Annotated in this window: 25 protein-coding genes; 7 read left to right on the top strand and 18 right to left on the bottom strand. The window is 72.4% G+C overall.

Annotated elements, in window-relative coordinates:
- Positions 1-132: 132 nt before the first annotated feature.
- The 4 genes from ACFZP7_RS02250 to ACFZP7_RS02265 form a co-directional block, all read right to left on the bottom strand.
- Positions 133-705, bottom strand: coding sequence for a dienelactone hydrolase family protein (locus ACFZP7_RS02250; protein WP_385633708.1), 573 nt, complete (start codon positions 703-705; stop codon positions 133-135).
- Positions 706-861: 156 nt separating this feature from the next.
- The gene (locus tag ACFZP7_RS02255; protein ID WP_385633709.1) at positions 862-1,518 is read right to left on the bottom strand and encodes a hypothetical protein; all 657 of its coding nucleotides are present in this window, start codon (positions 1,516-1,518) and stop codon (positions 862-864) included.
- Between the two features lie 404 nt (positions 1,519-1,922).
- On the bottom strand, positions 1,923-3,344 hold the full coding sequence (locus ACFZP7_RS02260) for a sugar porter family MFS transporter (protein ID WP_385633710.1): 1,422 nt from the start codon (positions 3,342-3,344) through the stop codon (positions 1,923-1,925).
- Positions 3,337-4,188, bottom strand: a complete 852-nt coding sequence (locus ACFZP7_RS02265; RefSeq protein WP_046251620.1) for a phytanoyl-CoA dioxygenase family protein — start codon at positions 4,186-4,188, stop codon at positions 3,337-3,339. The genes ACFZP7_RS02260 and ACFZP7_RS02265 overlap by 8 nt, the downstream gene beginning before the upstream one ends.
- A 124-nt stretch (positions 4,189-4,312) precedes the next feature.
- Here ACFZP7_RS02265 and ACFZP7_RS02270 point away from each other — a divergent pair, with 124 nt between their 5' ends.
- Both ACFZP7_RS02270 and ACFZP7_RS02275 read left to right on the top strand, forming a co-directional pair.
- The gene (locus ACFZP7_RS02270) at positions 4,313-5,365 is read left to right on the top strand and encodes a LacI family DNA-binding transcriptional regulator (RefSeq protein ID WP_385633711.1); all 1,053 of its coding nucleotides are present in this window, start codon (positions 4,313-4,315) and stop codon (positions 5,363-5,365) included.
- A 184-nt stretch (positions 5,366-5,549) separates the two neighbouring features.
- Positions 5,550-6,296 (top strand): cyclopropane-fatty-acyl-phospholipid synthase family protein, encoded by a 747-nt coding sequence (locus ACFZP7_RS02275; RefSeq protein ID WP_282392285.1) that lies wholly within the window; start codon positions 5,550-5,552, stop codon positions 6,294-6,296.
- 55 nt (positions 6,297-6,351) lie between these two features.
- On the opposite strand, the gene ACFZP7_RS02280 is transcribed toward ACFZP7_RS02275, so the two are convergent.
- Positions 6,352-7,857: a SulP family inorganic anion transporter gene (locus tag ACFZP7_RS02280; protein ID WP_029392983.1), complete on the bottom strand. Its 1,506-nt coding sequence runs from the start codon at positions 7,855-7,857 to the stop codon at positions 6,352-6,354.
- A gap of 402 nt (positions 7,858-8,259) precedes the next feature.
- Here ACFZP7_RS02280 and ACFZP7_RS02285 point away from each other — a divergent pair, with 402 nt between their 5' ends.
- Complete coding sequence (locus tag ACFZP7_RS02285) at positions 8,260-8,679, top strand: MerR family transcriptional regulator (protein WP_185908283.1); 420 nt, start codon at positions 8,260-8,262, stop codon at positions 8,677-8,679.
- A gap of 29 nt (positions 8,680-8,708) precedes the next feature.
- Here ACFZP7_RS02285 and ACFZP7_RS02290 read toward each other — a convergent pair whose 3' ends face one another.
- Together ACFZP7_RS02290 and ACFZP7_RS02295 are read right to left on the bottom strand one after the other, a co-directional pair.
- On the bottom strand, positions 8,709-9,101 hold the full coding sequence (locus tag ACFZP7_RS02290) for a hypothetical protein (RefSeq protein ID WP_385633712.1): 393 nt from the start codon (positions 9,099-9,101) through the stop codon (positions 8,709-8,711).
- A gap of 56 nt (positions 9,102-9,157) precedes the next feature.
- Positions 9,158-9,850 (bottom strand): TetR/AcrR family transcriptional regulator, encoded by a 693-nt coding sequence (locus ACFZP7_RS02295; RefSeq protein WP_210900495.1) that lies wholly within the window; start codon positions 9,848-9,850, stop codon positions 9,158-9,160.
- A 51-nt stretch (positions 9,851-9,901) separates the two neighbouring features.
- On the opposite strand from ACFZP7_RS02295, the gene ACFZP7_RS02300 reads away from it, so the two are divergent.
- On the top strand, positions 9,902-11,020 hold the full coding sequence (locus ACFZP7_RS02300; protein ID WP_385633713.1) for an FAD-dependent oxidoreductase: 1,119 nt from the start codon (positions 9,902-9,904) through the stop codon (positions 11,018-11,020).
- A 6-nt stretch (positions 11,021-11,026) separates the two neighbouring features.
- On the opposite strand, the gene ACFZP7_RS02305 is transcribed toward ACFZP7_RS02300, so the two are convergent.
- The 8 genes from ACFZP7_RS02305 to ACFZP7_RS02340 form a co-directional block, all read right to left on the bottom strand.
- Positions 11,027-12,763, bottom strand: a complete 1,737-nt coding sequence (locus ACFZP7_RS02305; RefSeq protein WP_385638307.1) for an Imm49 family immunity protein — start codon at positions 12,761-12,763, stop codon at positions 11,027-11,029.
- 126 nt (positions 12,764-12,889) lie between these two features.
- The gene (locus ACFZP7_RS02310) at positions 12,890-13,438 is read right to left on the bottom strand and encodes a YciI family protein (RefSeq protein ID WP_385633714.1); all 549 of its coding nucleotides are present in this window, start codon (positions 13,436-13,438) and stop codon (positions 12,890-12,892) included.
- 60 nt (positions 13,439-13,498) lie between these two features.
- Complete coding sequence (locus tag ACFZP7_RS02315) at positions 13,499-14,497, bottom strand: sporulation protein (protein WP_385633715.1); 999 nt, start codon at positions 14,495-14,497, stop codon at positions 13,499-13,501.
- A 465-nt stretch (positions 14,498-14,962) separates the two neighbouring features.
- Positions 14,963-15,586: a carbonic anhydrase gene (locus ACFZP7_RS02320; RefSeq protein WP_019324367.1), complete on the bottom strand. Its 624-nt coding sequence runs from the start codon at positions 15,584-15,586 to the stop codon at positions 14,963-14,965.
- A 283-nt stretch (positions 15,587-15,869) separates the two neighbouring features.
- Entirely contained in the window at positions 15,870-16,457 is a 588-nt protein-coding gene (locus ACFZP7_RS02325) for a hypothetical protein (RefSeq protein WP_109203650.1), read from the bottom strand.
- Positions 16,458-16,561: 104 nt separating this feature from the next.
- Positions 16,562-17,002: an OsmC family protein gene (locus tag ACFZP7_RS02330; RefSeq protein WP_125769577.1), complete on the bottom strand. Its 441-nt coding sequence runs from the start codon at positions 17,000-17,002 to the stop codon at positions 16,562-16,564.
- Between the two features lie 64 nt (positions 17,003-17,066).
- On the bottom strand, positions 17,067-17,594 hold the full coding sequence (locus ACFZP7_RS02335; protein ID WP_385633716.1) for a GNAT family N-acetyltransferase: 528 nt from the start codon (positions 17,592-17,594) through the stop codon (positions 17,067-17,069).
- Between the two features lie 10 nt (positions 17,595-17,604).
- Positions 17,605-17,781 carry a hypothetical protein gene (locus ACFZP7_RS02340; RefSeq protein WP_164287036.1) on the bottom strand — a complete coding sequence of 59 codons (177 nt, stop codon included), beginning with the start codon at positions 17,779-17,781 and terminating at the stop codon, positions 17,605-17,607.
- 136 nt (positions 17,782-17,917) lie between these two features.
- Between ACFZP7_RS02340 and ACFZP7_RS02345 the strand changes: the two genes are divergently transcribed.
- On the top strand, positions 17,918-18,781 hold the full coding sequence (locus ACFZP7_RS02345) for an alpha/beta hydrolase (RefSeq protein WP_385633717.1): 864 nt from the start codon (positions 17,918-17,920) through the stop codon (positions 18,779-18,781).
- On the opposite strand, the gene ACFZP7_RS02350 is transcribed toward ACFZP7_RS02345, so the two are convergent.
- Positions 18,778-19,365 (bottom strand): dihydrofolate reductase family protein, encoded by a 588-nt coding sequence (locus tag ACFZP7_RS02350; protein ID WP_385633718.1) that lies wholly within the window; start codon positions 19,363-19,365, stop codon positions 18,778-18,780. The genes ACFZP7_RS02345 and ACFZP7_RS02350 overlap by 4 nt on opposite strands.
- A gap of 158 nt (positions 19,366-19,523) precedes the next feature.
- Here ACFZP7_RS02350 and ACFZP7_RS02355 point away from each other — a divergent pair, with 158 nt between their 5' ends.
- Entirely contained in the window at positions 19,524-20,108 is a 585-nt protein-coding gene (locus ACFZP7_RS02355; RefSeq protein WP_359419306.1) for a dihydrofolate reductase family protein, read from the top strand.
- A 71-nt stretch (positions 20,109-20,179) separates the two neighbouring features.
- On the opposite strand, the gene ACFZP7_RS02360 is transcribed toward ACFZP7_RS02355, so the two are convergent.
- Both ACFZP7_RS02360 and ACFZP7_RS02365 read right to left on the bottom strand, forming a co-directional pair.
- A complete protein-coding gene (locus ACFZP7_RS02360; protein WP_385633719.1) occupies positions 20,180-21,190 on the bottom strand; it encodes a DUF2637 domain-containing protein in 1,011 nt (336 codons plus the stop codon).
- 226 nt (positions 21,191-21,416) lie between these two features.
- Positions 21,417-22,025, bottom strand: a complete 609-nt coding sequence (locus ACFZP7_RS02365; protein ID WP_127444609.1) for a TetR/AcrR family transcriptional regulator — start codon at positions 22,023-22,025, stop codon at positions 21,417-21,419.
- Between the two features lie 46 nt (positions 22,026-22,071).
- On the opposite strand from ACFZP7_RS02365, the gene ACFZP7_RS02370 reads away from it, so the two are divergent.
- Positions 22,072-22,536 (top strand): SRPBCC family protein, encoded by a 465-nt coding sequence (locus ACFZP7_RS02370; RefSeq protein WP_385633720.1) that lies wholly within the window; start codon positions 22,072-22,074, stop codon positions 22,534-22,536.
- Positions 22,537-22,732 lie beyond the last annotated feature (196 nt).

Consider the following 22,732-nt stretch of genomic DNA (forward strand, 5'->3'; position numbering starts at 1 on the left):
CACGCTGTGGCCGTCGCCGCGCACCGACCGCAGCGCACGCGGCAAGGGCTTCGGCGGGAACAGGGCGGGTGCCGGAGAGGCGGGTGCCGGAGAGGCGGGTGCCGGAGAGGCGGGTGCCGCCGATCTCCCCGCTCAGCCGACCGCGGCGAGGAACGTCCGCACGCGCTCAAGCAGCAGCTCGGTCGCCTCGGCGTCGAAGGCGTCGAGAGAGGAGTCGGTGAACAGGTGCTGGTCGCCGGGGTAGAGGAACAGCTCCGCGGACCGTGCGGACGCGGCCAGTTCGCGCGCGGCGGGCAGGTCTTCGTCGAAGTACTCGTCGTCTTCCTTGCCGTGGATCTGCACCGGCACGCTCTCGGGCCAGGACTCCCCGTACTCGGTGACGGGGATGCAGGCGTGCAACAGCAGCGCTCCGCGTGCGCCGGGCCGTGTCTGCGCCAGCTTCTGGGCGATCGTGACACCGAACGACAGACCGACGTGGACCAGCTCCGGGCGCAGGTCCCCGACCGCTGCCGCACCGCGTTCCCCGAGGACGTCGAACCCGGTCTCCCGCACGTACGCCATGCCCTGCTCGAGACTGCCGAAGGTGCGGCCCTCGAACAGATCCGGAGTGTGCACGGTGTGACCCGACTGCCGCAGGTCGTCGGCGAACGCCCGGACCCCGTCGGTCAAACCCTGGACGTGATGGTAGAGCAGAACCTCGGCCATGTTCCCTGGTGTCCTTCGCCTGTCGATCGACTGTCCCGGCGACACACCGGGACGCCCGGTGCCTCGCTCGGCACCCGACGATCCCACAGCCCATCAGAGCGCGGCAGGCACTTCCCCTCGTCCAGGCGGCTGTGAGCCGGTGTCGGAAGCTGTCGGCTACTTGATGGTGCCGGTCCAGTGGGGGTCCTCGCCGAGGAAGCTGCCGTCCTCCAGCCACTGTTCGTCCATGCGGGTCATGGTGAACAGGACGTCCTTGCCGTCGGTCTTCGCCAGGGAGTACTCGGAGGTGAAGGTGCCGCTGCGGCCGGCGGCGAGGCGGCCGGTCATCTGCTTCGAGCCGAGTTCCACGTCGAGGCTCTCGGTCTCGCCTCCGGTGGTGGCCCCCTGCGCCTGGTAGCCGAACTCGTCCAGGTCGTACGGCTTCTTCGTGCCGTTGGTGAGGGTCCAGGTGACGCGGAACGGAGTCTGGCCGGCCTCCGGCTCGGTGTCGTACTCCCCCCACTCGGTGATGGTGGTGATGCTGTCCACCTTCACCTTGAGCCCGTCGGTGTAGGCGAAGGTGTCACCCACCGCCAGTTCGGTCTCGGGCTGGTCCCCCTTCTCCGGGCCGTCGTCGGCGCAGTCCTCCATCCAGTCGGCCTGCGAGAGATCACCGTCCCCGCAGTCGGGTGTGCTGGAGGCCGGCGCGCTCTCGGCGGCCGCGGTGGCGCGTTCCGCCGTGCCCTGCTTCGACTCGTCCGATCCGCAGGCGCTGAGGGTGGCCGTGAGGACGGCGGCGACGACAGCGGCGACGGCGGTGGCTCTGGTGTGCATGATCCCCCCAAGGACAGTGATGGCGCACGCGTCATTGTGAAGCCGCCGTGCCACTTGTGAACACAGTGTGTGCAATTCGTGGCACATACGTGATGTGATCGCCGCCGACGCGGAGATCACCCGCGAGGGGGACTGCGCGAGCGCGGTGACGGTGAGACCGTCGATGCGAAGACGCACCGGGGGCCTGGGGACCTCTCCCGCCGTCGATGCCAGGGCACCGCGCGTCCTCACCCCTACCCCCGGGCAGTGGAATCGGCTCCGCGCGGCCCGGGGGTGGGGCACCTCTCTTCGCTGACCGGTGATGCCGCGGGGCGGACCGCCTCGTCACCGGTCGGCGCCCGCCGTCGCCGTCTTCGCTCGACTTCATGCCGACACGACGGACCGGCTCGCCGCCGACGGGCCGTTCAGGACTTCTGCAGCGCCTTCCGGAAGGAACCGCCGCGGTGCAGGGCACGCTCGATGCTCTCCAGCGAGCGGCCCCGCGTCTCCGGCACTTTGGCCACCACGAAGGCGACGCACACGCCGTTCATCAACGCGTAGAAGAAGAACGTGCCGGAACGGCCGATCGCCTGGATCGCGGTCAGGGCGGTCACCGCGATCAGCAGGTCCACTCCCCAGAGGGTGACCGTGGCCAGGCTGGTCGCCGGGCCCCGCACGCTCAACGGCACGATCTCCGGGCCGATGAGCCAGACCACCGCCTGGATGCCGATCCCGTTGAACAGGATGTACGCGAACAGCGCCACGATGACCGTCCACCGCTGCGCAGCCGAGCCCTCCGGGCCGAGGAAGGCCAGCGCCATGACCGCCATGGCGATGCCGGACCCCGGCAGGAACCACAGCATCGTCCGACGACGGCCCACCCGGTCCACGGCGAGGGCGCCGACCACCCCGGCGACCACCAGCATCACGCCGATACCGACCCCGGTGAGCAGGGCGGCGGAGTCCCCGAACCCTGCGTCGACGAGGATCGTCGGTGCGTAGTAGACGACCGCGTTGATGCCGGTGAGCTGGGAGAAGGCCGCGATGCCGACGGCGATCAGCAGGGCGGGGCGCATCCATCGCTGTCGCAGGTCGCGCCAGCCCCCCACCGGGGTGGCGGCGGCGACCTCGGCGATCTCGTCGATCTCCCGGTGCACATCGGTGCCCGCCGGCCGGAGCCGGGCCAGTACCCCCGCCGCCGCCTCCCGCCGGCCCCGCTCGACGAGCCAGCGCGGACTCTCGGGCAGGAACAGCATGCCGACGCCCAGGGCCACGGCGGGAAGCACCGCCAGGGCGAACATCGTGCGCCAGTCACCGCCCTCGGACAGCGCCCAGCCGCACAGGTAGGCGATGAGCTGTCCGCAGGCGACCATCAGTTGGAACAGCACCATGAGCCGCCCGCGGATCCCGGCGGGAGCGGCCTCGGCGATGTAGACCGGCACCATGTTGGAGGCCCCGCCGACGGCCAGTCCGAGCACGAAGCGCGCGGCGATCAGAGCGCCCACCCCGGGGGCCGCCGCGGCGGCCGCGGCCCCGAGGGCGAAGACCACGGCGACCGCGATGACGACCTTGCGGCGTCCGTGCCGCACGGCCAGGCGCCCCGCGAGCAGGGCCCCGGCCATCGCGCCGAGCAGGATCACGCTGACGACCACCTCCTGCTCTCGGGAGGACAGGTCCATGTCGTCCCGCAGGTGCAGCAGCGCGCCGGAGATGATGCCGGTGTCGTAGCCGAACAGCAGGCCGCCCAGGGCGGACACGCCCGCGACCGCGTAGACCATGGCCGGGGCCCCGTGCCGCTCTCCGGCGGGTGTGCCGGTGCTCCCGGTCGCGGCGGTCAGCTCAGGCATCGCCCATGACCAGACCCTCGATGGTGTGCTTCTGCGTGATCGGCCGCAGTTCGTCGACGATCGGGCAGTCGAGGTGGCGCCGGACCCGCTCGGGCAGGGACTCCCAGTAGGGGCGGGTCACCGCCGTGTCGTGCCGCTCGCTGTTGGTGGCCTCGGGGCCGTCTACGCCCAGGACCAGCACCGGACGGGATTTCGCGGAGTCGTTCTTCGTACCGCGGTGGATGGTCAGCGCCGTGCGCGCCGAGATGTCACCCCGTCGCGGGTACTTGCGCACGGCCCGCTCCTCGTAGCGCGGGTAGTGCGGGCGGGGCGGGAACATGCCGTGCCCGAACTCCGGGCTGTCGTCCCACTGGGTGCCCGGCGCGATCTCGAAGGGGCCCATGTCCTCCTCCGTGTCGACGGCGGTCACGTTGAAGGCCAGGGAGGTCAGCCGCCGCTCGGTCCGCGTCTCCTCCGGCATGGGGAAGTCCCGGTGCCAGGGCTGGTTGACGGCCCCTTCCAGCGGCACGTCGAAGCCCAGCTCGACGATGCGGTACTCCGGACCGAGGACGGCCGTGCAGACGGACCGCACCCAGGGGTGGTCGACCAGGTCGACGAAGCCACGCAGCTGCTCGGGGTGGATCTCCACGTAGTAGCGGTGGGGTCCGCGTCCGACGGCGCCGCCGGGCCGGGCCAGCGCCTCCCGGAAGGCCGCGTCGATGTCCTCGCGGAGCCGGTCGGCCCAGGCCGGGGTGAAGGCCCCCTTGCGGGCGGTGATCCCGTCCGCGTACAGGGCTTCGACGTCGGCCGTCACGTCCAGGTCCAGGTCGGCCGTGGAGACGCCGGGGTAGGCGTGCGGACTCATATGTGCCTCCTCGCACATCTGCGGTGGAACGGTCCGCCTCATGTTGCATCGTTGAATTCAACGTGGCAATAGCTGTCGGGAGGGATCTTGCTCGGGGCTGTCCACGGCATGCCACGATGTGCGGGTGAGCAGCAGCCTGAAAGACGTAGCCGCCCGCGCCGGGGTCTCGGCGCGCACCGTGTCGAACGTGGTCAACGGTTCCGCCCGGGTGTCCGCACAGACCCGGCAGCGGGTCCAGGAGGCGATCGACGAGCTGGGGTACCGCCCCAATCTCGCTGCCCGCAACCTGCGGGCGGGCCGCACCGGAGTCATCGGTCTGGCCATCCCGGAACTGCACTCGCCCTACTTCGGCGAACTCGCCGGCCTGCTGGTCGACGCGGCTCGCCGGCGGTCGTGGACGGTGGTCATCGACCAGACGCACGGGGACGCGGAGGCGGAGCGGCGGCTGCTGACCGGTGACAGCGGCCGGGCCATGGACGGGCTCATCATCAGCCCGTGGGCACTGGAGGCGCAGGAGGTGGCGTCCACGGCGCGCCCGTTGCCCGTGGTGCTGCTCGGCGAGCGCAGCCCACAGGGCCTGGCGGACCGGGTGGCCGTGGACAACGTGGCGGCGGCGGACGACGCGACCAGCCACCTGCTGGCACTCGGGCGCCGCCGCGTCGCCGCGATCGGCCTGCAACCGCATCTGCACAACGGCACGGCGGAGCAGCGCGCCGAAGGGTACCGGAGGGCGCTGCGGCGAGCGGGGATCACGCCGAGCCCTCGGTGGGAACGCCCGGTCGCCTCGCTGCACCGGCAGGACGGCGCACGGGCCATGGCCGAACTGCTCGACGGCGAGTCCCGCCCGGACGCGGTGTTCGCGTTCACCGACGAACTGGCGCTGGGCGCACTGCACATGGCGCACACGCGTGGCGTGCGCGTCCCCGAGGACCTCGCGCTCGTCGGCTTCGACGACATCGAGGACGGGTGCTTCAGCCACCCGACGCTGACCACCGTCTCCCCCGACAAGGGGCAGATCGCCGAACGCGCCCTGCAGTGCCTGGCCGACCGGATCTACAGCCCCGAGAACCAGGTGCCCGCCCTGGACCTGACCGTCCCGCACCGCCTGGTCGTGCGGGCCAGCACCGACCCGGGCACCGGGGCGGATCGATCCGCGTCGCACCTGCCGACCGGGTGAGGCCCGGTGGGCCGGGATCCTCGAAGTGCCCCGGTTCCTCACGGGTGGGCGGCGGTGAACCGCTCGCCGCCCGGGGGCCGAGCCGGACTGGACCGAGGAACGGCTGCGGGAACCGATGCACACGGAGCCGACGCGCCCTCGAGCACTCCCCCGCCTTCCAGGCATGACGGAAAGGAACCCGGCCATGGACCTCCCCCGCATCTTCACCATCCGCGAGGGCGACCACCGCATCCACAACCCGCTGACCGAGGCCAAACTCGCCGCCCTCGGCGCGTCGCTCCGTCTCGCCCCCGGGACACGGGTGCTCGATCTCGCCAGCGGCTCGGGCGAGATGCTGTGCACCTGGGCACGCGACCTGGGCTTCACGGGCACCGGAGTGGACATCAGCACCGTCTTCACCGAGCGGGCCCGGGCCCGCGCCCGCGCACTCGGCGTCGCCGACCGGGTGCAGTTCGTCCACGGCGACGCCGTCGGCCATGTCGCGGACGAGCCGGTCGACCTGGCCGCCTGCGTCGGTGCCACCTGGATCGGCAACGGCGTAGCCGGAACGGTCGAGTTGCTCGACCGCAGCCTCCGCCCCGGAGGTCTGATGCTGATCGGCGAACCGTACTGGCGGCAGCCCCCTCCGGACGAGGAGACCGTCAAGGCCTGCCACGCCACCTCCGCCGGCGACTTCCTGCTCCTCCCGGAACTGATCGGGCAGTTCCAGGATCTCGGGTGCGACGTGGTGGAGATGACACTGGCCGACCAGGACAGCTGGGACCGCTACACGGCGGCCCAGTGGCTCGGCATGCGCCGCTGGCTCGACGCGCACCCGGACGACGAACTGGCGCCCCGGGTGAGGGAGGAACTCTCCACCGAACCCGCCCGCTACGCCCGCTACGGGCGTGAGTACCTCGGCTGGGGGGTCTTCGCGCTGATGAAGCGCTGACGTCGCGACGCCGCCCCTTCGCCGTCGCCGCGGTACGGGTCGGCGGGCGCGGAAGTCAGTGGCTGCCGGAGAGTTCGCCGGTGAGCTTGCCGTGGAGGTCTGCGCTGGGGTCGTTCAGGCCCGTGATCTCGACGCGCTTGCCGCGCTGCGCGTACTTGGTCTCGATCGCGTCGAGGGCGGCGACGGACGAGGCGTCCCAGACGTGGGCGGAGGAGAGGTCGATGACGACCTTCTCCGGGTCGCCCGCGTAGTCGAACTGGCCGACGAGGTCGTTGGAGGAGGCGAAGAACAGCTCGCCGCTGACCCGGTAGACCACGGTGCGGCCGTCGGGATCGGTGACGGCGGTGACCTGCGCGAGGTGGGCGACGCGCTTGGCGAAGACGACCATGGCGGTGAGGGTGCCGACGACGACGCCGATGGCGAGGTTGTGGGTGGCGACCACCACGGTCACGGTGACGACCATGACGGTGATCTCCCCGGCGGGCATCCGCTTCAGGGTCTTGGGCGCGATGGAGTGCCAGTCGAAGGTCGCGAAGGACACCATGACCATGACGGCGACCAGGGCGGCCATGGGGATGTCGGAGACGACCGGGCCGAAGACGATGCACAGGACCATCAGGAAGCCGCCGGCGAGGAAGGTGGACAGGCGGGTGCGGGCGCCGGACACCTTCACGTTGATCATGGTCTGGCCGATCATGGCGCAGCCGCCCATGCCGCCGAAGAAGCCGGTGACGATGTTGGCGACGCCCTGACCGATGGACTCACGGGTCTTGGAGGAGTGGGTGTCGGTGATGTCGTCGACCAGCTTGGCGGTCATCAGCGACTCCATCAGGCCGACCAGCGCCATCGCGAACGCGTACGGGGCGATCGTCGTCAAGGTGTCCAGGGTGAACGGCACGTCCGGCAGGCCGGGGACCGGCAGGGACGACGGCAGGGCGCCCTTGTCCCCCACGGTCGGCACCGCGATGCCGGCCGCGACCGTGATGACGGTGAGGACGACGATCGAGACCAGCGGGGCCGGGATCACCTTGGTGAGCTTCGGGAAGAACACCATGAGCGCGAGGCCGCCGATGATCAGGGGGTACACCGCCCAGGGCACGTCGCGCATCTCGGGCACCTGGGCCATGAAGATCAGGATGGCCAGGGCGTTGACGAAGCCGACCATCACCGAGCGCGGCACGAAGCGCATCAGCTTCGCCACTCCGAGGGCACCGAGGACGATCTGGAAGACGCCTGCCAGGATGACCGCGGCGACCAGATGACCGAGGCCGTGCTCACGGTTCAGCGGGGCGATGACGAGGGCGACGGCGCCGGTGGCGGCGGAGATCATCGCCCGTCGGCCGCCGACGATCGAGATGACCACGGCCATGGTGAACGAGGCGAACAGGCCGACCGCCGGGTCGACACCGGCGATGATCGAGAAGGAGATGGCCTCGGGGATCAGGGCCAGGGCGACGACCAGACCACCCAGGATCTCGGTGCGCCAGACCTTGGGGTCGTGCAGCCAGTCGGGCTTGAGGCCACGCAGGCGCGCGGCGGGAGTCACAGCGGCGGAGGACAAGGAGATGCGTACCTGTCGTGCTCGGGCACGCCCGGTCGGCGGGCCGGGGCGTGCGGGAAGGACACGCGGGGGCCGGGCCGGCTCCCGCGCGACGGCCCGCGAGGCGGGCCGGAAGTCCGAAGGGGGCGCGAGACGGGACGTGCACGGACGGCCCCGCGGCTCACACCCGGAGGCGAAGGGTCACGGCGGGCAGGCAGCGGCGGTCGGCGACATGGGCTCGCGCACGCTCTCTCCTGCGGAAATCGGATCCTCGCCGGGGGCGTCGTCGGCCCCGGAAACGGCAGCGGAGGGGAGGCCGAGCCACCCTCACCGTCCACAACTCTACCCTAACGTTAGAGTAGAGACGGCGAGGTCGCAGCGGACGCGGCCCGCCTCGGGAAGAGAAGGGCCTGGACAAGCGGCGTGGACGACAAGCACATGCAGATCGGCGAGGTCGCCGCGCGGACGGAGCTGTCCCTGCGCACCATCCGGCACTACGAGGAGACGGGTCTGGTCATCCCGTCAGCCCGTTCCCAGGGAGGATTCCGCCTCTACACGGAGTCCGACGTGCAGCGGCTCATGGTCATCCGCCGTATGAAGCCCCTCGGGTTCTCCCTGGACCAGATGCGCGACCTGCTCGACGCCACCGACCGACTGGACGACGCCGAGTCGGCCGACGCAGCGGAGCGCGACGCCCTCCTGGAGCGGGTGAGGGCCTACGAGCAGGACGCCGCCCGCAAGATCGAGGAACTGCGCGTCCAGCTGTCCCGCGCCGAGGACTTCGCCGCCACCCTCCGTTCCCGCCTCGATGCCGCCGGCCCCGGGCGGGAGCCCGCGGCCTGACCGTCGGCAGTCGGCGGCCACCGTGCCGCTCAAGGACCGCCGCACGGGTCGCCGCCCGCGGGCACCGGCTCGGTGTCGACCGCCAGGCACGAGGAGTAGACCCGCGGCGGTGCGGTCGACCGGTCGCCGCCGAAGTGGTCGAGGACCTCGTCGCCGCAGTCCTCCGCGCCGATCCCCCTGCGGGTGAAGGACAGCACGCCGCCGTCCTCGTGCTCCGCCCCGGCCTCCGCCAACTGTGCCTCGATGTCCGCGATGTACGCGGCACACTCGGCGCTGACGGGCCTTTCGCGCTCTTCCGGCCGGGGGCCGGGGGCCGGGGAGGCGTTCACGTTCAGTGCGGCGACGGCGGCGGCACCGGCCGCGCACAGCACCGCCCACACGGCGAACCGTGCGCGGCGGCCGGACGGTAAGGGCTTCGGCATCCGTGCATCCTACGAGGGCGGCGCGGACGGTCGCCGAGCGGATCGCGGAGCCGGTGTCACACCGGCGGCCGGGTGAACCTGACGGCCACGGCGTCGAGGACCCAGTCCAGACCGGTCGCGAAGGACGTGTCGGCGTCCACGTGCGTGCCCTCGTGCACGGCCTTGGCCAGCGCCGGGTAGCGGCCCGTGGCCAGCATCCCCGTGAGGTACGGCCCGCGGGCGCGCTGCCAGTCCTGCTCGGTCAGGCCCGTGGCGCGCTCGGCCCGCAGGTTCGCGATCTCGCGCCGGATCGCGCCGATGAAGTAGGCGCTGACGGTCTCCACGGCGCGCATGGCGGTGTCGACGTCGGCGACGCCGTCGAGGGCGGCCAGTGTGGACTCGGACACGGCGAGGCCGTTCGGGCCCAGGGCCGGTCGGCCGCCCAGCAGGTCGGCCAGCCATTCGTGCCGGAGAGCGGTCCGCCTGGTGCGGTGGGCCAGGCCGCTCAGCGCCTCCCGCCAGTCGTCGGCCGGCTCCTCGGGAAGGATCTCCGCCTGTACCTCGTCCACCATGAGGTCGAACAGCTCCTCCTTGGTGGCGATGTATCCGTACAGCCGCATCGGGCCGGCGTTCAGCCGGGCGGCGACCTTGCGCAACGACACCGCCTCCAGGCCGCCCTCGTCGGCCAGCGCGACGGCGGTGGCGACGATCCGTTCCCGGTCGAGCGGCACCGGGCGAGCCGGTGGTTCCGGCCGGTCCCACACGGTCATGAGCACACCATCCTTGTGATACACCGTAGCGTGGCAATACAGTGTATCGCCATGAGACGTCGTATCGCCGTGGTGGGGAGCGGCCCCGCCGGCCTCGCCTTCGCCCGCGTTCTGCACCGCCACGGCCACCCGGTCACCGTCCTCGAACGCGACACCGCCCCCGACGCCCGCTCCCAGGGCGGCACGCTGGACCTGCACGAGGGTCTGGGACAGCGCGCGTTGGACAAGGCGGGGCTGCTGGCGGAGTTCCGGGCCCTGTCCCGCCCGGAGGGGCAGGCGATGCGCATCCTGGACCCGGACGGGACCGTCCTGCGCGACTGGCGGCCCCGCCCGGACGACCGCGCCAATCCCGAGATCGACCGCGGACAGCTCCGTGACCTGCTCCTGGGCCCGCTCGACGTCCAGTGGGGCCGGGAGGTGACGCAGGTGGTGCCGGGGAACCGGGACGGCGTACGGGTCCACTGCGCGGACGGGCGGCAGGAGACGTTCGACCTCGTGGTCGGCGCGGACGGCGCCTGGTCCCGGGTCCGCCCGGCGGTGTCACCGGTGTCGCCGCGCTACACCGGCGTCACCATGGTCGAGACCTCGCTCGACGACGTCGACACGGCCCACCCCGACCTCGCCCGGCTGGTCGGTGACGGTTCCCTGGCCGTGTACGGCGTGAACCGCGCTCTCGTCGCCCAGCGCAGCAGCGGCGGCCACCTCAAGGTGTACGCGCAGTTCCGCGCGCCGCTGGACCGGCAGGCGACGGCGGCCCCGGCCGACGTCGAGACCGTGCGATCGGGTCTGCTGGCCCTCTTCGACGGCTGGGCCGATCCGGTCCTCGACCTCCTCCGCCGCGGCACCGCTTTCGTCCGGCGCCCGCTCCACGTCCTGCCCGTCTCCCACACCTGGCCCCATGTACGCGGGGTGACCCTCCTGGGCGACGCCGCCCATCTGATGCCCCCGCTGGGGGCCGGCGCGAACCTCGCGCTGCTGGAGGGCGCCGAACTCGCCGAGGCCGTCGTCGCCGGTCCCGCGGATCCGGACGACGCCGTCCGCGCCTTCGAGGAACGGATGTGGGCGCGGGCCGGCAGGTGGGCGCAGCTCACGACGGCCGGCCTCGAACGCCTGGTGAGTGCGGACCCGGCCGAAGCGCTCGCCCTCTTCGACCAGGTCCAGCCGTCCTGACCGGCGCTAGAAGGGCTCGGCCGCCTGGAGGAGGCCCTGCGGGAGGTAGGGGGAGACGACGCGCACGGCCCAGCCCCGGCGGCGGGCGTGGCACGCGAGGGCGAGCGCGTCGAGGTTGAGGGCGGCGTCCGCGTCGCTCGCGCGGTCGGCGACCTCGTAGTGGGCGCGGTGGGCTTCGAGCGCGTCGGCGAGGGCCAGATTGAAACTCTCCTCGTCGCCCTCCACCAGTTGCGACAGCAGCACCGCCGGCGGCATGGCGAAGCCCCAGTCCTTCGCCTTCTCGTCCTGCTCCAGTGCCCGCCGGGCGGCCGACTCCGGGTCGGTACCCGCCAAGTAGGCGTGCAGGGCCTCGCGGTAGGGGGCGAAGGCGGAGCCGTCCGGGCGGGCGAAGGCGGGCCCGGTGAGGACCAGCGGAGCCAGGTCCTCGGGGACGCCTGTGATCAGGGCCAGGAGGGTGGCCGTGTGCCAGTTGTGGGCGCCGGCCGCCTCGCCCCGCTCGGCGCGGTAGCGCAGCGTGCGGCCGTCGATCGTCACCTCGGCCTCGGTGCCCGGCTGCGCCAGGGCCACGCGGAACAGGGCCGCGCCCATCCGGGAGGCCAGCCGGAGGTGGGTGAGCAGGGGCTCCGAGACGCCGCCGGGGTCGCCCGCGCGCCACTTGAACAGGCGCTCCTGATCGCCCATGGCCCACTCCAGCCGCGAAAGGTCGAGGGGCTTCCCGTCGGTGGGGGTGATCGCCTCGCGGAGATCCTCCTCGTACATGGCCTCGGTTTGGGGGTGCACGGTCCACTCGCCGTCCGGCCGCTCCACCGTCAGCGGCCCGGCGGTGAGTGCGGCGACCGCGTCCGGTCGCCGGTTCCGGCCGAACCCCCGGACCCTGGGGCCCCGGCTCTCGTAGCCGGTGACCAGGGCGTGCGGGAGGTAGTCGGTGCGGACGGCGGGCGCCCAGCCCAGGGTCCGGTACGCGAGCGCGGCGAGAGCGAGGGGAACCAGCGGGATCAGGCTGCTCGGGGAGGCCGAGGGGCCCTGGAGGGCGGAGTGTCTGACCAGGAGGTCGGACAATCCGGCGTCGAAGGCGTCCCGGTCCTCGGCGGCCAGGGCGCGCAGCGTGCGCAGTGCCGCGCTGTGCGGCCGGTCCAGCAGCGGCTCGCCGGTCTCCTCGGCGCGGACGCGGATCCGGTCCAGGGCCGCGTCGACGGCGGCGAGCCTGGCCTGCGCGCTCGGCGGGTACTCCTCGTCGTCGCCGGTGTCGTCCAGGACCACGGCCGTCAGTCCTGTGGCCAGTTCGCCGACCGGCGTCCCCTGTGCCCGCTCGGCGAACTTCTGCCGGGCGAAGTGGAACGCCTCGCCGTGCCACTTGGCCCGGTCCCGGAGGGCGTTCAGGCACAGCGCGTCGATCCACTCCCCCGGTGTGACGCTCTCCTGCGGGGCGTCGTCGCCCGGGTCGTAGCTCATGCCGAAGTTCACGTACTCCAGGAAGACCTGGAAGCTGCAGTGCGGGTGGTACGCGGCGTAGGCGACGGCGCCGGCCGCGGCCTCGGCGGCGTCCTTCAGCGCCGCTCTGGCCTCCGACGTGTCGAGGCCGGGCGTGTCGACCGAGAGGGCGCCCAGGTAGTCGATGAACTCCCCGGCTATCGACTGCCACTCGTAGGTGGTCATCCGGCCGGCCCGCGACATCGACCGCACCAGTCCCCCGATCCGGTTCGTGAAGTCCTCGCGCGCGGCCGACACGACGGCCGCACCCACCTGATGACGCTCTGTCCGCACTGTCCCGCTCCTTGATCAGCTCTGGTGGGGACAGCGTAGGTGCCGGGTCCGACAGGGACGGGGAACGCGCGGGGCGGGACCCGGTGCGGCCGACGCCCGCGTGGCTCACCGGCGGCCGCCGAACTCCCAGTCGTGGACCTCGATGTCCGCGTAGCGGTCCGCGTCCAGGACGGCACGTGCGGCGTCCGGATCGGGGGCCTCGATCAGCGCCGCCGTACCCAGCCAGGTGGTCGCGTCGTCGGACAGCAGCGGCCCGTACGCGATCAGTCGGTCCCGGTCGGACGGCAGGGCGAGGTCGGCGGCCGGCCCCTCGCCGAAACCGAGCACCAGATACCGGTTCCCACCGGTCCGCCCGCCGGGGTAGTCCCACATGGAGCGTCCCAGCAGGTTGCGCCACCGCCGCACCAGCACGTCCCGGTAGGCCCCGGCCTGGTAGGTGGGCTCGTCGAAGGCGAACGCGCGGGCGGCGGCCGGGTCGGGCAGGTCGACGATGTGCACGCTGCCGGTGGGTGTCTCACCGTCGTCGGCGAAGGTCGGGCCGCGGGCGATCAGTTCCTTGGTGTACCGGTCCATGTAGGACCAGTGCTCCTCCAGCAACTCCTCGCGCAGCGCGAGGGAGCCGGGGCGGTCTCGGTGGTAGCAGAAGAACTCCATGACCACAGATCCTGCCCCGGCGGGTGGCCCCGGTCCATCGCCGGTCAGGGACCGTACCGCTCAGCCCTCGTCCTCGTCGCCCTCGAAGAAGTCCCCCACCTCGTCGACGACTTCGGCGGCGACCATGCCGCCGACGACACCGACCGCCAGCCCGGCCGCGCCGGCCGCGATGGCCGTGCCCACGCCGGGGCCGGAGCGGTGGTGCTCCTCGTGGTGACGGTGCTCGCCGGAACCGTGGTGCTCGTGGTTCGCGTACGGGGCGGCGTGCCCGTACGCGGGTGCCCCGTACTTCGACCGGTTCTCCAGGAGCCGGCGGATCCAACCGTCGACCTCCGTGGTCCAGTCGCGGGTGTCGTGGTGGCCGACGGTGACACGGGTGAGCGTGTCATGGCCGGAGGAGAGGAGGCCGCCGCGCTTGTCGGCCTCCAGGACCACCTCCAGTCCCCCGGGGCCGGCCAGGAAGGTCAGCTCGACCTCGTTGACCTGGTGCGCGTACTGGGGCGCGGGGTGCAGCTCGATCTCCTGGTAGAAGGGCAGACGCTGCCCCGTGCCACCGATGTGCCCGTACTCCAGGTCGGCGGACTTGAAGCCGAAGCCGAGCTGCCCGAAGGCCTCCAGGATCGCTTCCTGCGCGGGCAGCGGAGTGACGGTGAGCGGGTCCAGGTCGCCCTGGTCCTTCGCTCCGGCGACCGCGACCTCGGTGCGCACGCCGAGCACGATGCCCAGCGGCTGGCCGTACAGCTCGGTGACGGGTGTCTCCCAGGGCAGGGTGACGCCGAACGGCACGCTGCGTGATTCCCCGGCGGCCAGCCGGAACCCGCCGCCGACGGTGAACCGGTCGAAGACGACGGTGCCCTCGCTCTCCCCTTCCGCGTGCTCGGCCTCGACCCGGGCCACGAGGTCGAGCGTGATGTGCTCGATGTCGAAGTCGGCCTGTCCGCCCTTGAGATGCACCTGCCCGCCGAGTGCGCCGCCGGGTACCACCGGCGCCGGTTCCAGGACCGTGTCGATCGTGGGGGCGCCCACACCGAGCGAGCCCAGAAGTCGCTTGAACACCATCGTGGCGTCCACTCCTTGTATGTGCGTGCCTTCCAGGGGGTGGCGTCCGCTTCCGCACCGGCCCGGACCACCCCGAGGCTTGTTTCTACAAACGAGTAGAAGCATAGGGTCGTCCCGGCGGGCCGGCGGCGCGCTACGGGCCGTCTCACCGGGAAAGGCCGAAATACGATCCCGCCGCGACGAGCAGACGTCGACCGGCCGCTCACAGCGGCCGGTCGGTGGGCTCCGTCATTCGGGAGGGGGTGGCCGGCAGGCCCGCGCGGGGCCCCGGACGCTCTCCGGAGATGTTGAGAAAAGGCTCGCGTACATCGGCGCGTGCGGGACCCGGCCGCGCGCGTTGCGGGCCGATGAGGTCGGATCGGCAGTGGCACGACTTCTGGCGATCGCCGGACGATCGTCACCGGACCCGGCGGTGTTCCCTGCCGGGGCAGGGCTCCGCGTCGTGGGTGTGGTCTCCGTCGACCTCTAGTCGCCGAGTCCGAGGGCGGCCACTTGGTTCACGGTTCCGTCGGCGAGTCGGTAGGACAGACCGACGACCGCGCACCGGCCGGCGGACACCTCGTCGGCCAGGGTCGCGGAGCGCCCCACCAGCGCGTCGACGGTGCGCCGGATGTGCTCGTCCACGAACTCGTCGACCTCGGTGTACCCCTGGCTGCGCGCCGCGAGCACGCTCGGCATCACCCGCTCCACCACGTCTCCGATGTAACCGGCCGGCGCCACGCCCTTGCGCTCGGCTTCGGACGCGGCGGTGACGGCGCCGCAGGAGTCGTGTCCGAGCACCACCACGAGCGGGGCGCCCAACACGTTGACCCCGTACTCGACGCTGCCGAGCACCTCGGCGCTGGAGACGTGGCCGGCGGTGCGGACGACGAAGAAGTCACCCAGGCCCCGGTCGAAGATGATCTCGGCCGCGAGCCGGGAGTCCGAACATCCGAAGAGCACGGCGAACGGGCGCTGGCGCGGTGCCAGCTCCGCGCGGCGGTCGGCATCCTGGTTGGGGTGCAGCCGGTCACCCCGGACGAAGCGCTCGTTCCCTTGCAGCAGTGCGGCGTATGCCTCGGCGGGCGAGGACCAACTGAGATCAGGCATACGGGCAACTTACCGGACCCCTCTCGGCCGGAGGCATCGGCCTCCGCGATGTTCGGGGACACCGCCTGATCGTGAGCGTGTCGATCGGCCGGATCGGCGAGCCGCTGGGTGCGGAGCACGGACGGCGGTGCGGGGTGTTCGGCGCCCTCGGTGCCGGTCGGCCGGACCGATGGTGGTGAGCGGGTCACTGCCCGACACCGTGGGGCGGTGCGGCGGTCCGGCCGCCCGTGCGGACCCCGGTCACACCGGCGCCGCGCTGCCCGACCGCTTGCCGTGCGGACGGTCAGTCGAAGATGTCGAGGACGTCCAGCGCCGAGCCGCCGTCGGCGGCGGGGCGGGACCGCATCGGGAGCGGTTCCGGACAGCTCTCCGTCGCGGCCCTCGCGCGGACGATGTCGGGCCCGCCGCACGCTTCGACCGCGAACGCGCCGAAGACCCGCGCGAACGCCGCCGGATCGCGGAACTCCACTCCGAACGCCCGGCCGTCCCGCAGCGGCACCCAGACCACCCGTTCGCTCCGGGGCCACTCCCGCACCGGCCGGTCGTCGGCGGTCGAGCGCCCGTCCAGCCACAGACGGGCCGCATACAGCAGGTTCACCGTCTCCATCGGCAACCGCTTGCGGCGCACCCGCAGTTCACGCGTCGTCAGCTCGACGCGCTGGTCCTTCCTCGGGTACCAGACCACGCCGACCCCGAACGGCACCCACAGCAGCACCCCGATCAGCGGCCAGACCAGAGCGTCGCCCCACGACCGCACCAGGCCGCCGTCCAGCAGGTAGAGGGCCCCGAAGACCACGGCCCACTTCGCCGTCATCCGCCAGAACCCGCTGCCCTGCCGGTACAGGACCCGTCGCTTCCCCGTCGTCGCCATGCCCGCACATTATCCGTACCCCCCTCGCACGGTCCGGGGAGGCTGGACGCCGTGGTCAGGCGTCTGACCGGGCGGTCGGGTCAGACGCCTGCCCAGGCCCCCGGTCAGGTGTCGCTGACGGTCGTCGCCACGGGTGTGCCGACCTCGACGGTTCTGCTGACCGTGCAGAGACGGTCGTGGGACGCCTGGACCGCCCGGGGCAGGATCGCGCGGGCGCGCTCCGCTCCTTCGTCGTCCGGGAACTCCACGGTGAAGGTGGCCTTGAGGTTCGTCAGGCGGTTGCCGAGGTCGTCGCTGACCTTGTCTCCGGTGACCGTGACGGAGAACCGGGTGGGCTCCGCGTGACGCCCGGTGGCGATGTCGACGTCCACGGCCGAGCAGCCGCCGATCGCGGCCAGGAACAGCTCGACGGGAGTGAAGCCGGTGGCCTGGTCGCCCTCCGAGGCCGTACCGAAACTGATCGATCCGCCACGGGCGTTGGTCGCTACGAACTGGCCGCTGCTGGTGCGTTCCACGACGACGGAACGTTCCGAGTGTGCGCTCATGTCATCGACACTAGCCGTAGCGGGGCACGGTGCCGCTTCGACGTACCGGCCGGGGACCACCGCGTCAGCGGGCAGGGTCCACCGGGACCTCGAAGACGAGTTCGAGGCCGTCCTCCTCGTCCCACTGCTCCCCGACCTGTACGAAACCGAAGCCCGCGATCGTGGCGAGGGAGGCCACGTTGTCCGGGCCGATCGCCGCCCGCACGGTGGTGACCCCCGGTTCCGCGGCCGCCCGGCGGAGCAACTCGGTCAGCGTGGCTCTGGCGTATCCCCGACGACGGAAGGCGGGGTCGACGGAGTAGCCGATCTCCACCATGCCGACGTCGTCGGGCGGTCCGTGGAATCCGGCGTGTCCGACGACCTGACCCTCTTCGCCGACGACCGCCTGCCGCACCATCCATCGCGCACGCTCCGGGTCGGCGGCCATCTGGTCGAGCCGGAACCGCCACAGCCACCGCGCCGCGTCCGTCGTGAAGTACTCGGTCAGGGAAACCCCGGCCGCCCTGCCCGCTCCGGACAGGTCACCGGCCAACAGAGCGGACATCACCCCGCCGGACAGCTCGACGAAGCGCACCCGTGCCGATTCCCGCATCACCGCAGCCTCATCCCCGTGGAAGTTCCTGATCGCACTCCGCCCTCCGGGCCGCGCGCCGACGCTTCACCCGACCCGCCCCGAGGGCGACCGCGGCCACCACGGACACCAGGATCAGGCCCAGGACCACGGTCACCACGGCGGCCACGACGATGATCACCCACCACGCACCATCGGCAGATTCCACGACACCCCCATCACGTCCCTCGGGCTGGACGCCGATTCCCCGGAAACGGTTGCACCGATGATCTCCGGCTACGTACGCTCCCTCGCGTATCGGGCAGCCGTTCGGCGCCCACGGGGGCCAGGGAGTGAGCAGACACATGCAGCCGACGTTCGTACTGGTACACGGAGCTTTCGCGAACTCCTTCTCCTTCGCGCCGCTCCAGGCCGAACTCGGCCTTCTCGGACACCGCTCGGTCGCCGTCGACCTCCCGGGCCACGGGTTCGGGGCGACCTACACGCGCGCCTACCAGGCACCGCAGGACCTCGATGGGCTCGCCACCGCTCCGGGCTCGATCAAGGGAGTCACGCTCGCCGACAACGTCGCACACCTCGTCGGCATCCTGGAACGGGCCAAGGAGAACGGGCCGGTGATCCTCGTCGCGCACAGCCGCGGCGGCTTCACGGCCACCGCCACGGCCAACGCCCGCCCGGACCTCATCGACCGCATCGTCTACGTCGCCGCCTGGTGCCCCGTCGACCTGGACGTCAACGACTACTACGCCGAGCCGGAGATGGCCACCGTAGACGCCGCTTCCCTGGGCCTGGCGATGGCCGGGAACCCGGCCGAACTCGGTCTGCTGCGCGTCAACTTCCGCACCGCCGACCGTGACGCCCTCGCCGCGTTCAAGGCAGCCTTCCTCGCCGACGGCACGGAGGAGGAGTTCCTGACCTTCCTCAACACCTTCCAGCCGGACGAGAACCTCGACGTGGGCACCTCCGCCGACCGGGCGCAGGCGGCGACCTGGGGCACCGTCCCGAAGACCTTCGTACGGCTCACCGACGACGCGAGCATGCCCCTCGCCATGCAGGACCGGCTGATCCGCGAGGGCGACGCGCTCACGCCGGACAACCCGTACGACGTCCGCACCCTCGGCGGCAGCCACCTGAAGTGGCTGGTCGACCCGGCACCGGCGGCCCGGGTCCTCGGGGAGCTGGCGACGCTGCCGACGGCGCGGGACTAGCGCCTCACCGGATAGCGCAGGTGGAGGGCACGGCGCCCTTGGACGACGATCGGATCGTCCAGGAGCAGGTGCCCTGCCGCCGGCTTCGTGAAGTAGGGAACGCCCTCGCCGAACAGCACGGGCACGAGGCTGACGCACACCTCGTCCACCAGTCCGAGATCGAGCGCCTGCTGGGCGATGGTGCTGCTCGCGAGGGAGACGTCCTGATCGCCGGCGATCCCACGGGCCCGGGTGATCGCGGCTTCGACCCCACTGACGAACGTCGTCGTCGGCCACCTCTCGGCGGCGCCCTCGGGTGCCCGGTGGGTGACCACGACGACGGGGGCGCCCGCCGGGTGCTTGTCGCCCCAGCCGTCCGCGATGTCGAACAGACGCCGGCCGGCGACGACCGCGCCGCAGTTCTCGGTCAGTTCCCGCAGCACCCGCGCGCCGGCGGCGTCGACCCGGAACTCCACGGTCTCGTTCGGGTTCGGCACGGTCACCTCCCCCGCCTCGTACCACTCGAACAGTTCCCCGATCCGGTCATGCGGATCCGCGACGAAGCCGTCCAGCGACATCGTCATATGGGTGAACACCTTGCCCATCACGGGTCTCCTCGTGCTCGCCGGGTCTCCTTCATGTCGACTGCACGCGACCGGGGAACTCATCGCCGACCGGCGAAACACCCGCGGACCGATGAATTCGCCGGCCGCCGGAAGTCACCCCTGTGATGTTCCCGCCCGCAGCGGACCAGGAGGCCGGCATGGAGAATCCGATTCGGCTGTACATGTCGATGTCGCTCGACGGTTTCGTCGCCGGTCCCGACGACCGGCCGGGGCAGGAGCTCGGACGCGCCGGTGGCCGGCTCTTCCGTTGGCTCGACGACCGGGAGTCCGACGGCCCGAGCGGCCAGGTCTACCGCGAGGCGCTGGCGACCGGCGCGGTGATCTCCGGCCGTCGGACCTTCGAACTCGCCGGGCGCTGGCAGGGCGATCACCACGACGGGGTGCCGATCTTCGTCCTCACCCACCGGGTGGACGACGGGGACGTGCCCCCCGGTCACGCGCGGTTCGTCACCGACGTCGAGGAGTGTGCCCGGCAGGCACGGGCGGCCGCCGGGGGCCGCCCGGTCATGGTCCACGGCGCGGGCGCGGCCCAGGCGCTCCTGCGCGCCGGGCTCATGGACGAGATGGAGATCCACCTCGTTCCGGTGCTCCTCGGCGAGGGCAGACGGCTGTTCGACCACCTCGGGGCCGACCACATCGAACTCGACCTCGTCCGACGCCTCGCCGACCGCGACGTCACCCACCTCCGCTACCGGGTGCGCCGCCCCGAAGAGACCGCCTGACTCGGGGCTCACCGACCCCGACCGCTGTCGGACAGGGCGGGCCGACGACCTCCCCGGGGCGCCCGTCGGCATCACCGCCCCGGACTTCTCCTGACCGCCGCCCCGGGAGCGGGTGTGGCCTGGCGGGGCGGGCGTACTTCCCGCAAAGCCCGGTTCGGGGCGCCGCCACGAGCATCGCGCTCCGGGGCCGACGTCGGCGTGCGGGACGGGTGCGCGGGTGCCGTCCCGCTCCCGCGCACCCGAGTGGCGGCACCGCCCGTGGTGTCCGGTCGGGCCTCCGGAGCCTGGCGGTGGCGGGGCTCGGCACGCCGGGGCGGCCGGCTGAGTGTGATCTGCCGGACGACCTGCTGGAAGCAGATCAGCGACGCCAGGCCGGGCAGTGCGGCCGCCGCGGCGTCCGTCAGCGTTCTGGGTGCCTGCATGACGCACAGCACCATCGCGATGTGCGAGAACAGCAGGACGACGGCCCACGAGTGCACCGCGCGGCGCCGGTGCAGTGCCGCCCGCAGCACGGACAGCGATGCCACCAGCCACGGGCCGTACACCAGGAGCGGCCACCAGGCCAGGACGCCCGGCGAGGACCTGGGGTCGGCCGTCAGCCGCAGCGGCTCGTAGGCGGCCACCCCGCTGAAGAGGCTCACGGACGCCGCGATGAGGGCCGCCGAGGCGGCGATGCCCAGGCTGACGGCCCGCAGTCCGCCGATGGGCTGCCGGCGGTTCCGGCGGCGGGAGCGGCGCCGGGGGCGCGGCGGAGGCTCGTCCGCGGTCAGCTGCCGGGGATCCGGCGGTGGCGTCCCCGTCACCGGCGCCGGTGCGCGGTGCTCCTCCTCGTGGACGGCGGCGGGGTCGCCCCACGCCTCGTGGAGGTAGGAGGCCAGCTCTTCGGCGGGGTCCCAGTCGGGTGGTGGCGGCGTCAGCAGTTCGCCGACCGTGTCAGGGGCGTAGGGGACGCCGAAGACATCGGCGGGCAGGAGGAACTCCGCGTCGGGTGCCCGGTGCCGGCCCGTGCCGTCCGGACCCGGTCGCCGGTCGAACGGCCCCTGGCCGTGGTGTGCGTGGGGTGTGCTCGGTTCACGGTGCATGAGGGAGTGGATTACCCGGCCCTGTGGTCTGTGGTGGTCCGTCGTGGCAGTCGCAAGGGGCGCTCTCCGCCCCGCGGGGCGGGGGTCCCGCGGGGCCCGGGAACCGTTTCGCCGCTGTTCTTGGTCACGATCGGAGTAACGGTTCTTCACATCCGCGGGTACGTGGCATTCGAGTGAACCGCGCAGCCGGCCGTCGCTCGCCCGCCGCGAGCACGCGGCGACTGGGTCACTCGGAGCCGAAGTAGAGCCGGAGGAACTCCTCCATCGCCGCGTCGACGCCGGCACGGTCACCGGTGGCGAGCAGGTCGAGCAGCAGCCCGCGGACGGTGGCGAGGCCGACCCTGGCCCGGTTGCGGGCCTCGGCGGGTGTCGCCCCGGCCTCGATCTCGGCGGCCACCAGTGGCTCGAGCCAGTCCTCCACCAGCCCTTCGAGCACCGGTGCCGCTTCGGGGCGCCCCCGCAGCGCGTGTCCGCAGATCTCGAAGAAGAGCCGCTCCTCACCGGCGGCACCGGGATCGGCCAGCTGCCGCCACAGCAGCCGCGCGACATCGGCGGGCGAGCGGCCGGGCTCCGCGCGAAGCCGGGACAGCGACGCGCGCCGGCGCCGCTCCGACGTCCGGACGATCTCGACGAGCAGCTGTTCCTTGGTGCCGAAGTAGTGGATCAGCATGCGGTGACTCACGCCTGTCGCGGCACCCAGACGACGCAGGCTCAGGTCCGCGATGCCGTGGGCCGCGACATGGTCGACGGCCGCCTCCACCAGCTGTGCGCGCCGGTCCTCCCGGCGTCCCCCGGGCGGAACCGACGCCCGCCGCGCATCGCCCGTCGCCGTCATGCCGCGACTGTACCAATCGGTACAACCCCCATGTACCGTTCGGTACATGAAGCCCGTCACCGTGTCGATCGGCGTACCGCAGACGCCCGAGCAGGTCTACGACTTCCTCGACGTCATGGCGCACCACGAGCGATTCACCGACCACTACCTGTCCGACTGGCGTCGCGGCGGCCCCGCCCGCGGCGTCGGCGCGCGCGCCACCGTCACCGCGGCGCTGGGCGGCACGAAGACCGGCGTCGCCATCGAGGTCGTCGAGGCGGACGCCCCGCGCCGCATCGTCGAGCGCAACGTCAGCGCGGGCGGGCGGCGCCTGGCCCACGGGACCTACACCGTCGAACCGCTGCCCGCCGGCGGGGCCCGCGTCTCCTTCACGTACGCCTGGGAGCGCGCCCCGCTCGCCGACCGGCTGCTGGCCCCCGTCGTCCGGGCGACGATGCGGCGGGCCAACCGCACGGTCATGCGACGGCTGGCCACCGAGCTGGACCGTCACGCGCCCGCCGACGGCATGTGACGCCGGCAGGAGCCGTCCTCCTCGGGCAAGGAGGCACCCGGTCCGTCGCCTCACTGCGGCTTCCACGGCGACGGTGAACCGGGCGCGGATCGGCCGTCCGACATCTGTCGCGCGGCGGCACACGGGTGTACGGTCTCGGGCCGATGGGCTTTGGGAGCGCTCCCATTGTGTCGTGTCCGCTTCGTTCGAGGAGGAA

Source organism: Streptomyces sp. SudanB5_2050, assembly GCF_964272335.1.
Taxonomy (GTDB): Bacteria; Actinomycetota; Actinomycetes; order Streptomycetales; family Streptomycetaceae; genus Streptomyces; species Streptomyces rochei.

Excerpts from the sequence above, each read along its gene's own strand:
- ACFZP7_RS02310 (WP_385633714.1), bottom strand. The coding sequence starts at position 13,438 with ATGGAGTTCTTCTGCTACCACCGAGACCGCCCCGGCTCCCTCGCGCTG.
- ACFZP7_RS02330 (WP_125769577.1), bottom strand. The coding sequence starts at position 17,002 with ATGAGCGCACACTCGGAACGTTCCGTCGTCGTGGAACGCACCAGCAGC.
- ACFZP7_RS02250 (WP_385633708.1), bottom strand. The coding sequence starts at position 705 with ATGGCCGAGGTTCTGCTCTACCATCACGTCCAGGGTTTGACCGACGGG.
- ACFZP7_RS02325 (WP_109203650.1), bottom strand. The coding sequence starts at position 16,457 with ATGGCGACGACGGGGAAGCGACGGGTCCTGTACCGGCAGGGCAGCGGG.
- ACFZP7_RS02315 (WP_385633715.1), bottom strand. The coding sequence starts at position 14,497 with ATGGTGTTCAAGCGACTTCTGGGCTCGCTCGGTGTGGGCGCCCCCACG.
- ACFZP7_RS02275 (WP_282392285.1), top strand. The coding sequence starts at position 5,550 with ATGGACCTCCCCCGCATCTTCACCATCCGCGAGGGCGACCACCGCATC.
- ACFZP7_RS02300 (WP_385633713.1), top strand. The coding sequence starts at position 9,902 with ATGAGACGTCGTATCGCCGTGGTGGGGAGCGGCCCCGCCGGCCTCGCC.
- ACFZP7_RS02255 (WP_385633709.1), bottom strand. The coding sequence starts at position 1,518 with ATGCACACCAGAGCCACCGCCGTCGCCGCTGTCGTCGCCGCCGTCCTC.
- ACFZP7_RS02370 (WP_385633720.1), top strand. The coding sequence starts at position 22,072 with ATGAAGCCCGTCACCGTGTCGATCGGCGTACCGCAGACGCCCGAGCAG.
- ACFZP7_RS02355 (WP_359419306.1), top strand. The coding sequence starts at position 19,524 with ATGGAGAATCCGATTCGGCTGTACATGTCGATGTCGCTCGACGGTTTC.
- ACFZP7_RS02335 (WP_385633716.1), bottom strand. The coding sequence starts at position 17,594 with ATGCGGGAATCGGCACGGGTGCGCTTCGTCGAGCTGTCCGGCGGGGTG.
- ACFZP7_RS02320 (WP_019324367.1), bottom strand. The coding sequence starts at position 15,586 with ATGCCTGATCTCAGTTGGTCCTCGCCCGCCGAGGCATACGCCGCACTG.
- ACFZP7_RS02360 (WP_385633719.1), bottom strand. The coding sequence starts at position 21,190 with ATGCACCGTGAACCGAGCACACCCCACGCACACCACGGCCAGGGGCCG.
- ACFZP7_RS02290 (WP_385633712.1), bottom strand. The coding sequence starts at position 9,101 with ATGCCGAAGCCCTTACCGTCCGGCCGCCGCGCACGGTTCGCCGTGTGG.
- ACFZP7_RS02345 (WP_385633717.1), top strand. The coding sequence starts at position 17,918 with ATGCAGCCGACGTTCGTACTGGTACACGGAGCTTTCGCGAACTCCTTC.
- ACFZP7_RS02260 (WP_385633710.1), bottom strand. The coding sequence starts at position 3,344 with ATGCCTGAGCTGACCGCCGCGACCGGGAGCACCGGCACACCCGCCGGA.
- ACFZP7_RS02365 (WP_127444609.1), bottom strand. The coding sequence starts at position 22,025 with ATGACGGCGACGGGCGATGCGCGGCGGGCGTCGGTTCCGCCCGGGGGA.
- ACFZP7_RS02350 (WP_385633718.1), bottom strand. The coding sequence starts at position 19,365 with ATGGGCAAGGTGTTCACCCATATGACGATGTCGCTGGACGGCTTCGTC.
- ACFZP7_RS02295 (WP_210900495.1), bottom strand. The coding sequence starts at position 9,850 with ATGACCGTGTGGGACCGGCCGGAACCACCGGCTCGCCCGGTGCCGCTC.
- ACFZP7_RS02265 (WP_046251620.1), bottom strand. The coding sequence starts at position 4,188 with ATGAGTCCGCACGCCTACCCCGGCGTCTCCACGGCCGACCTGGACCTG.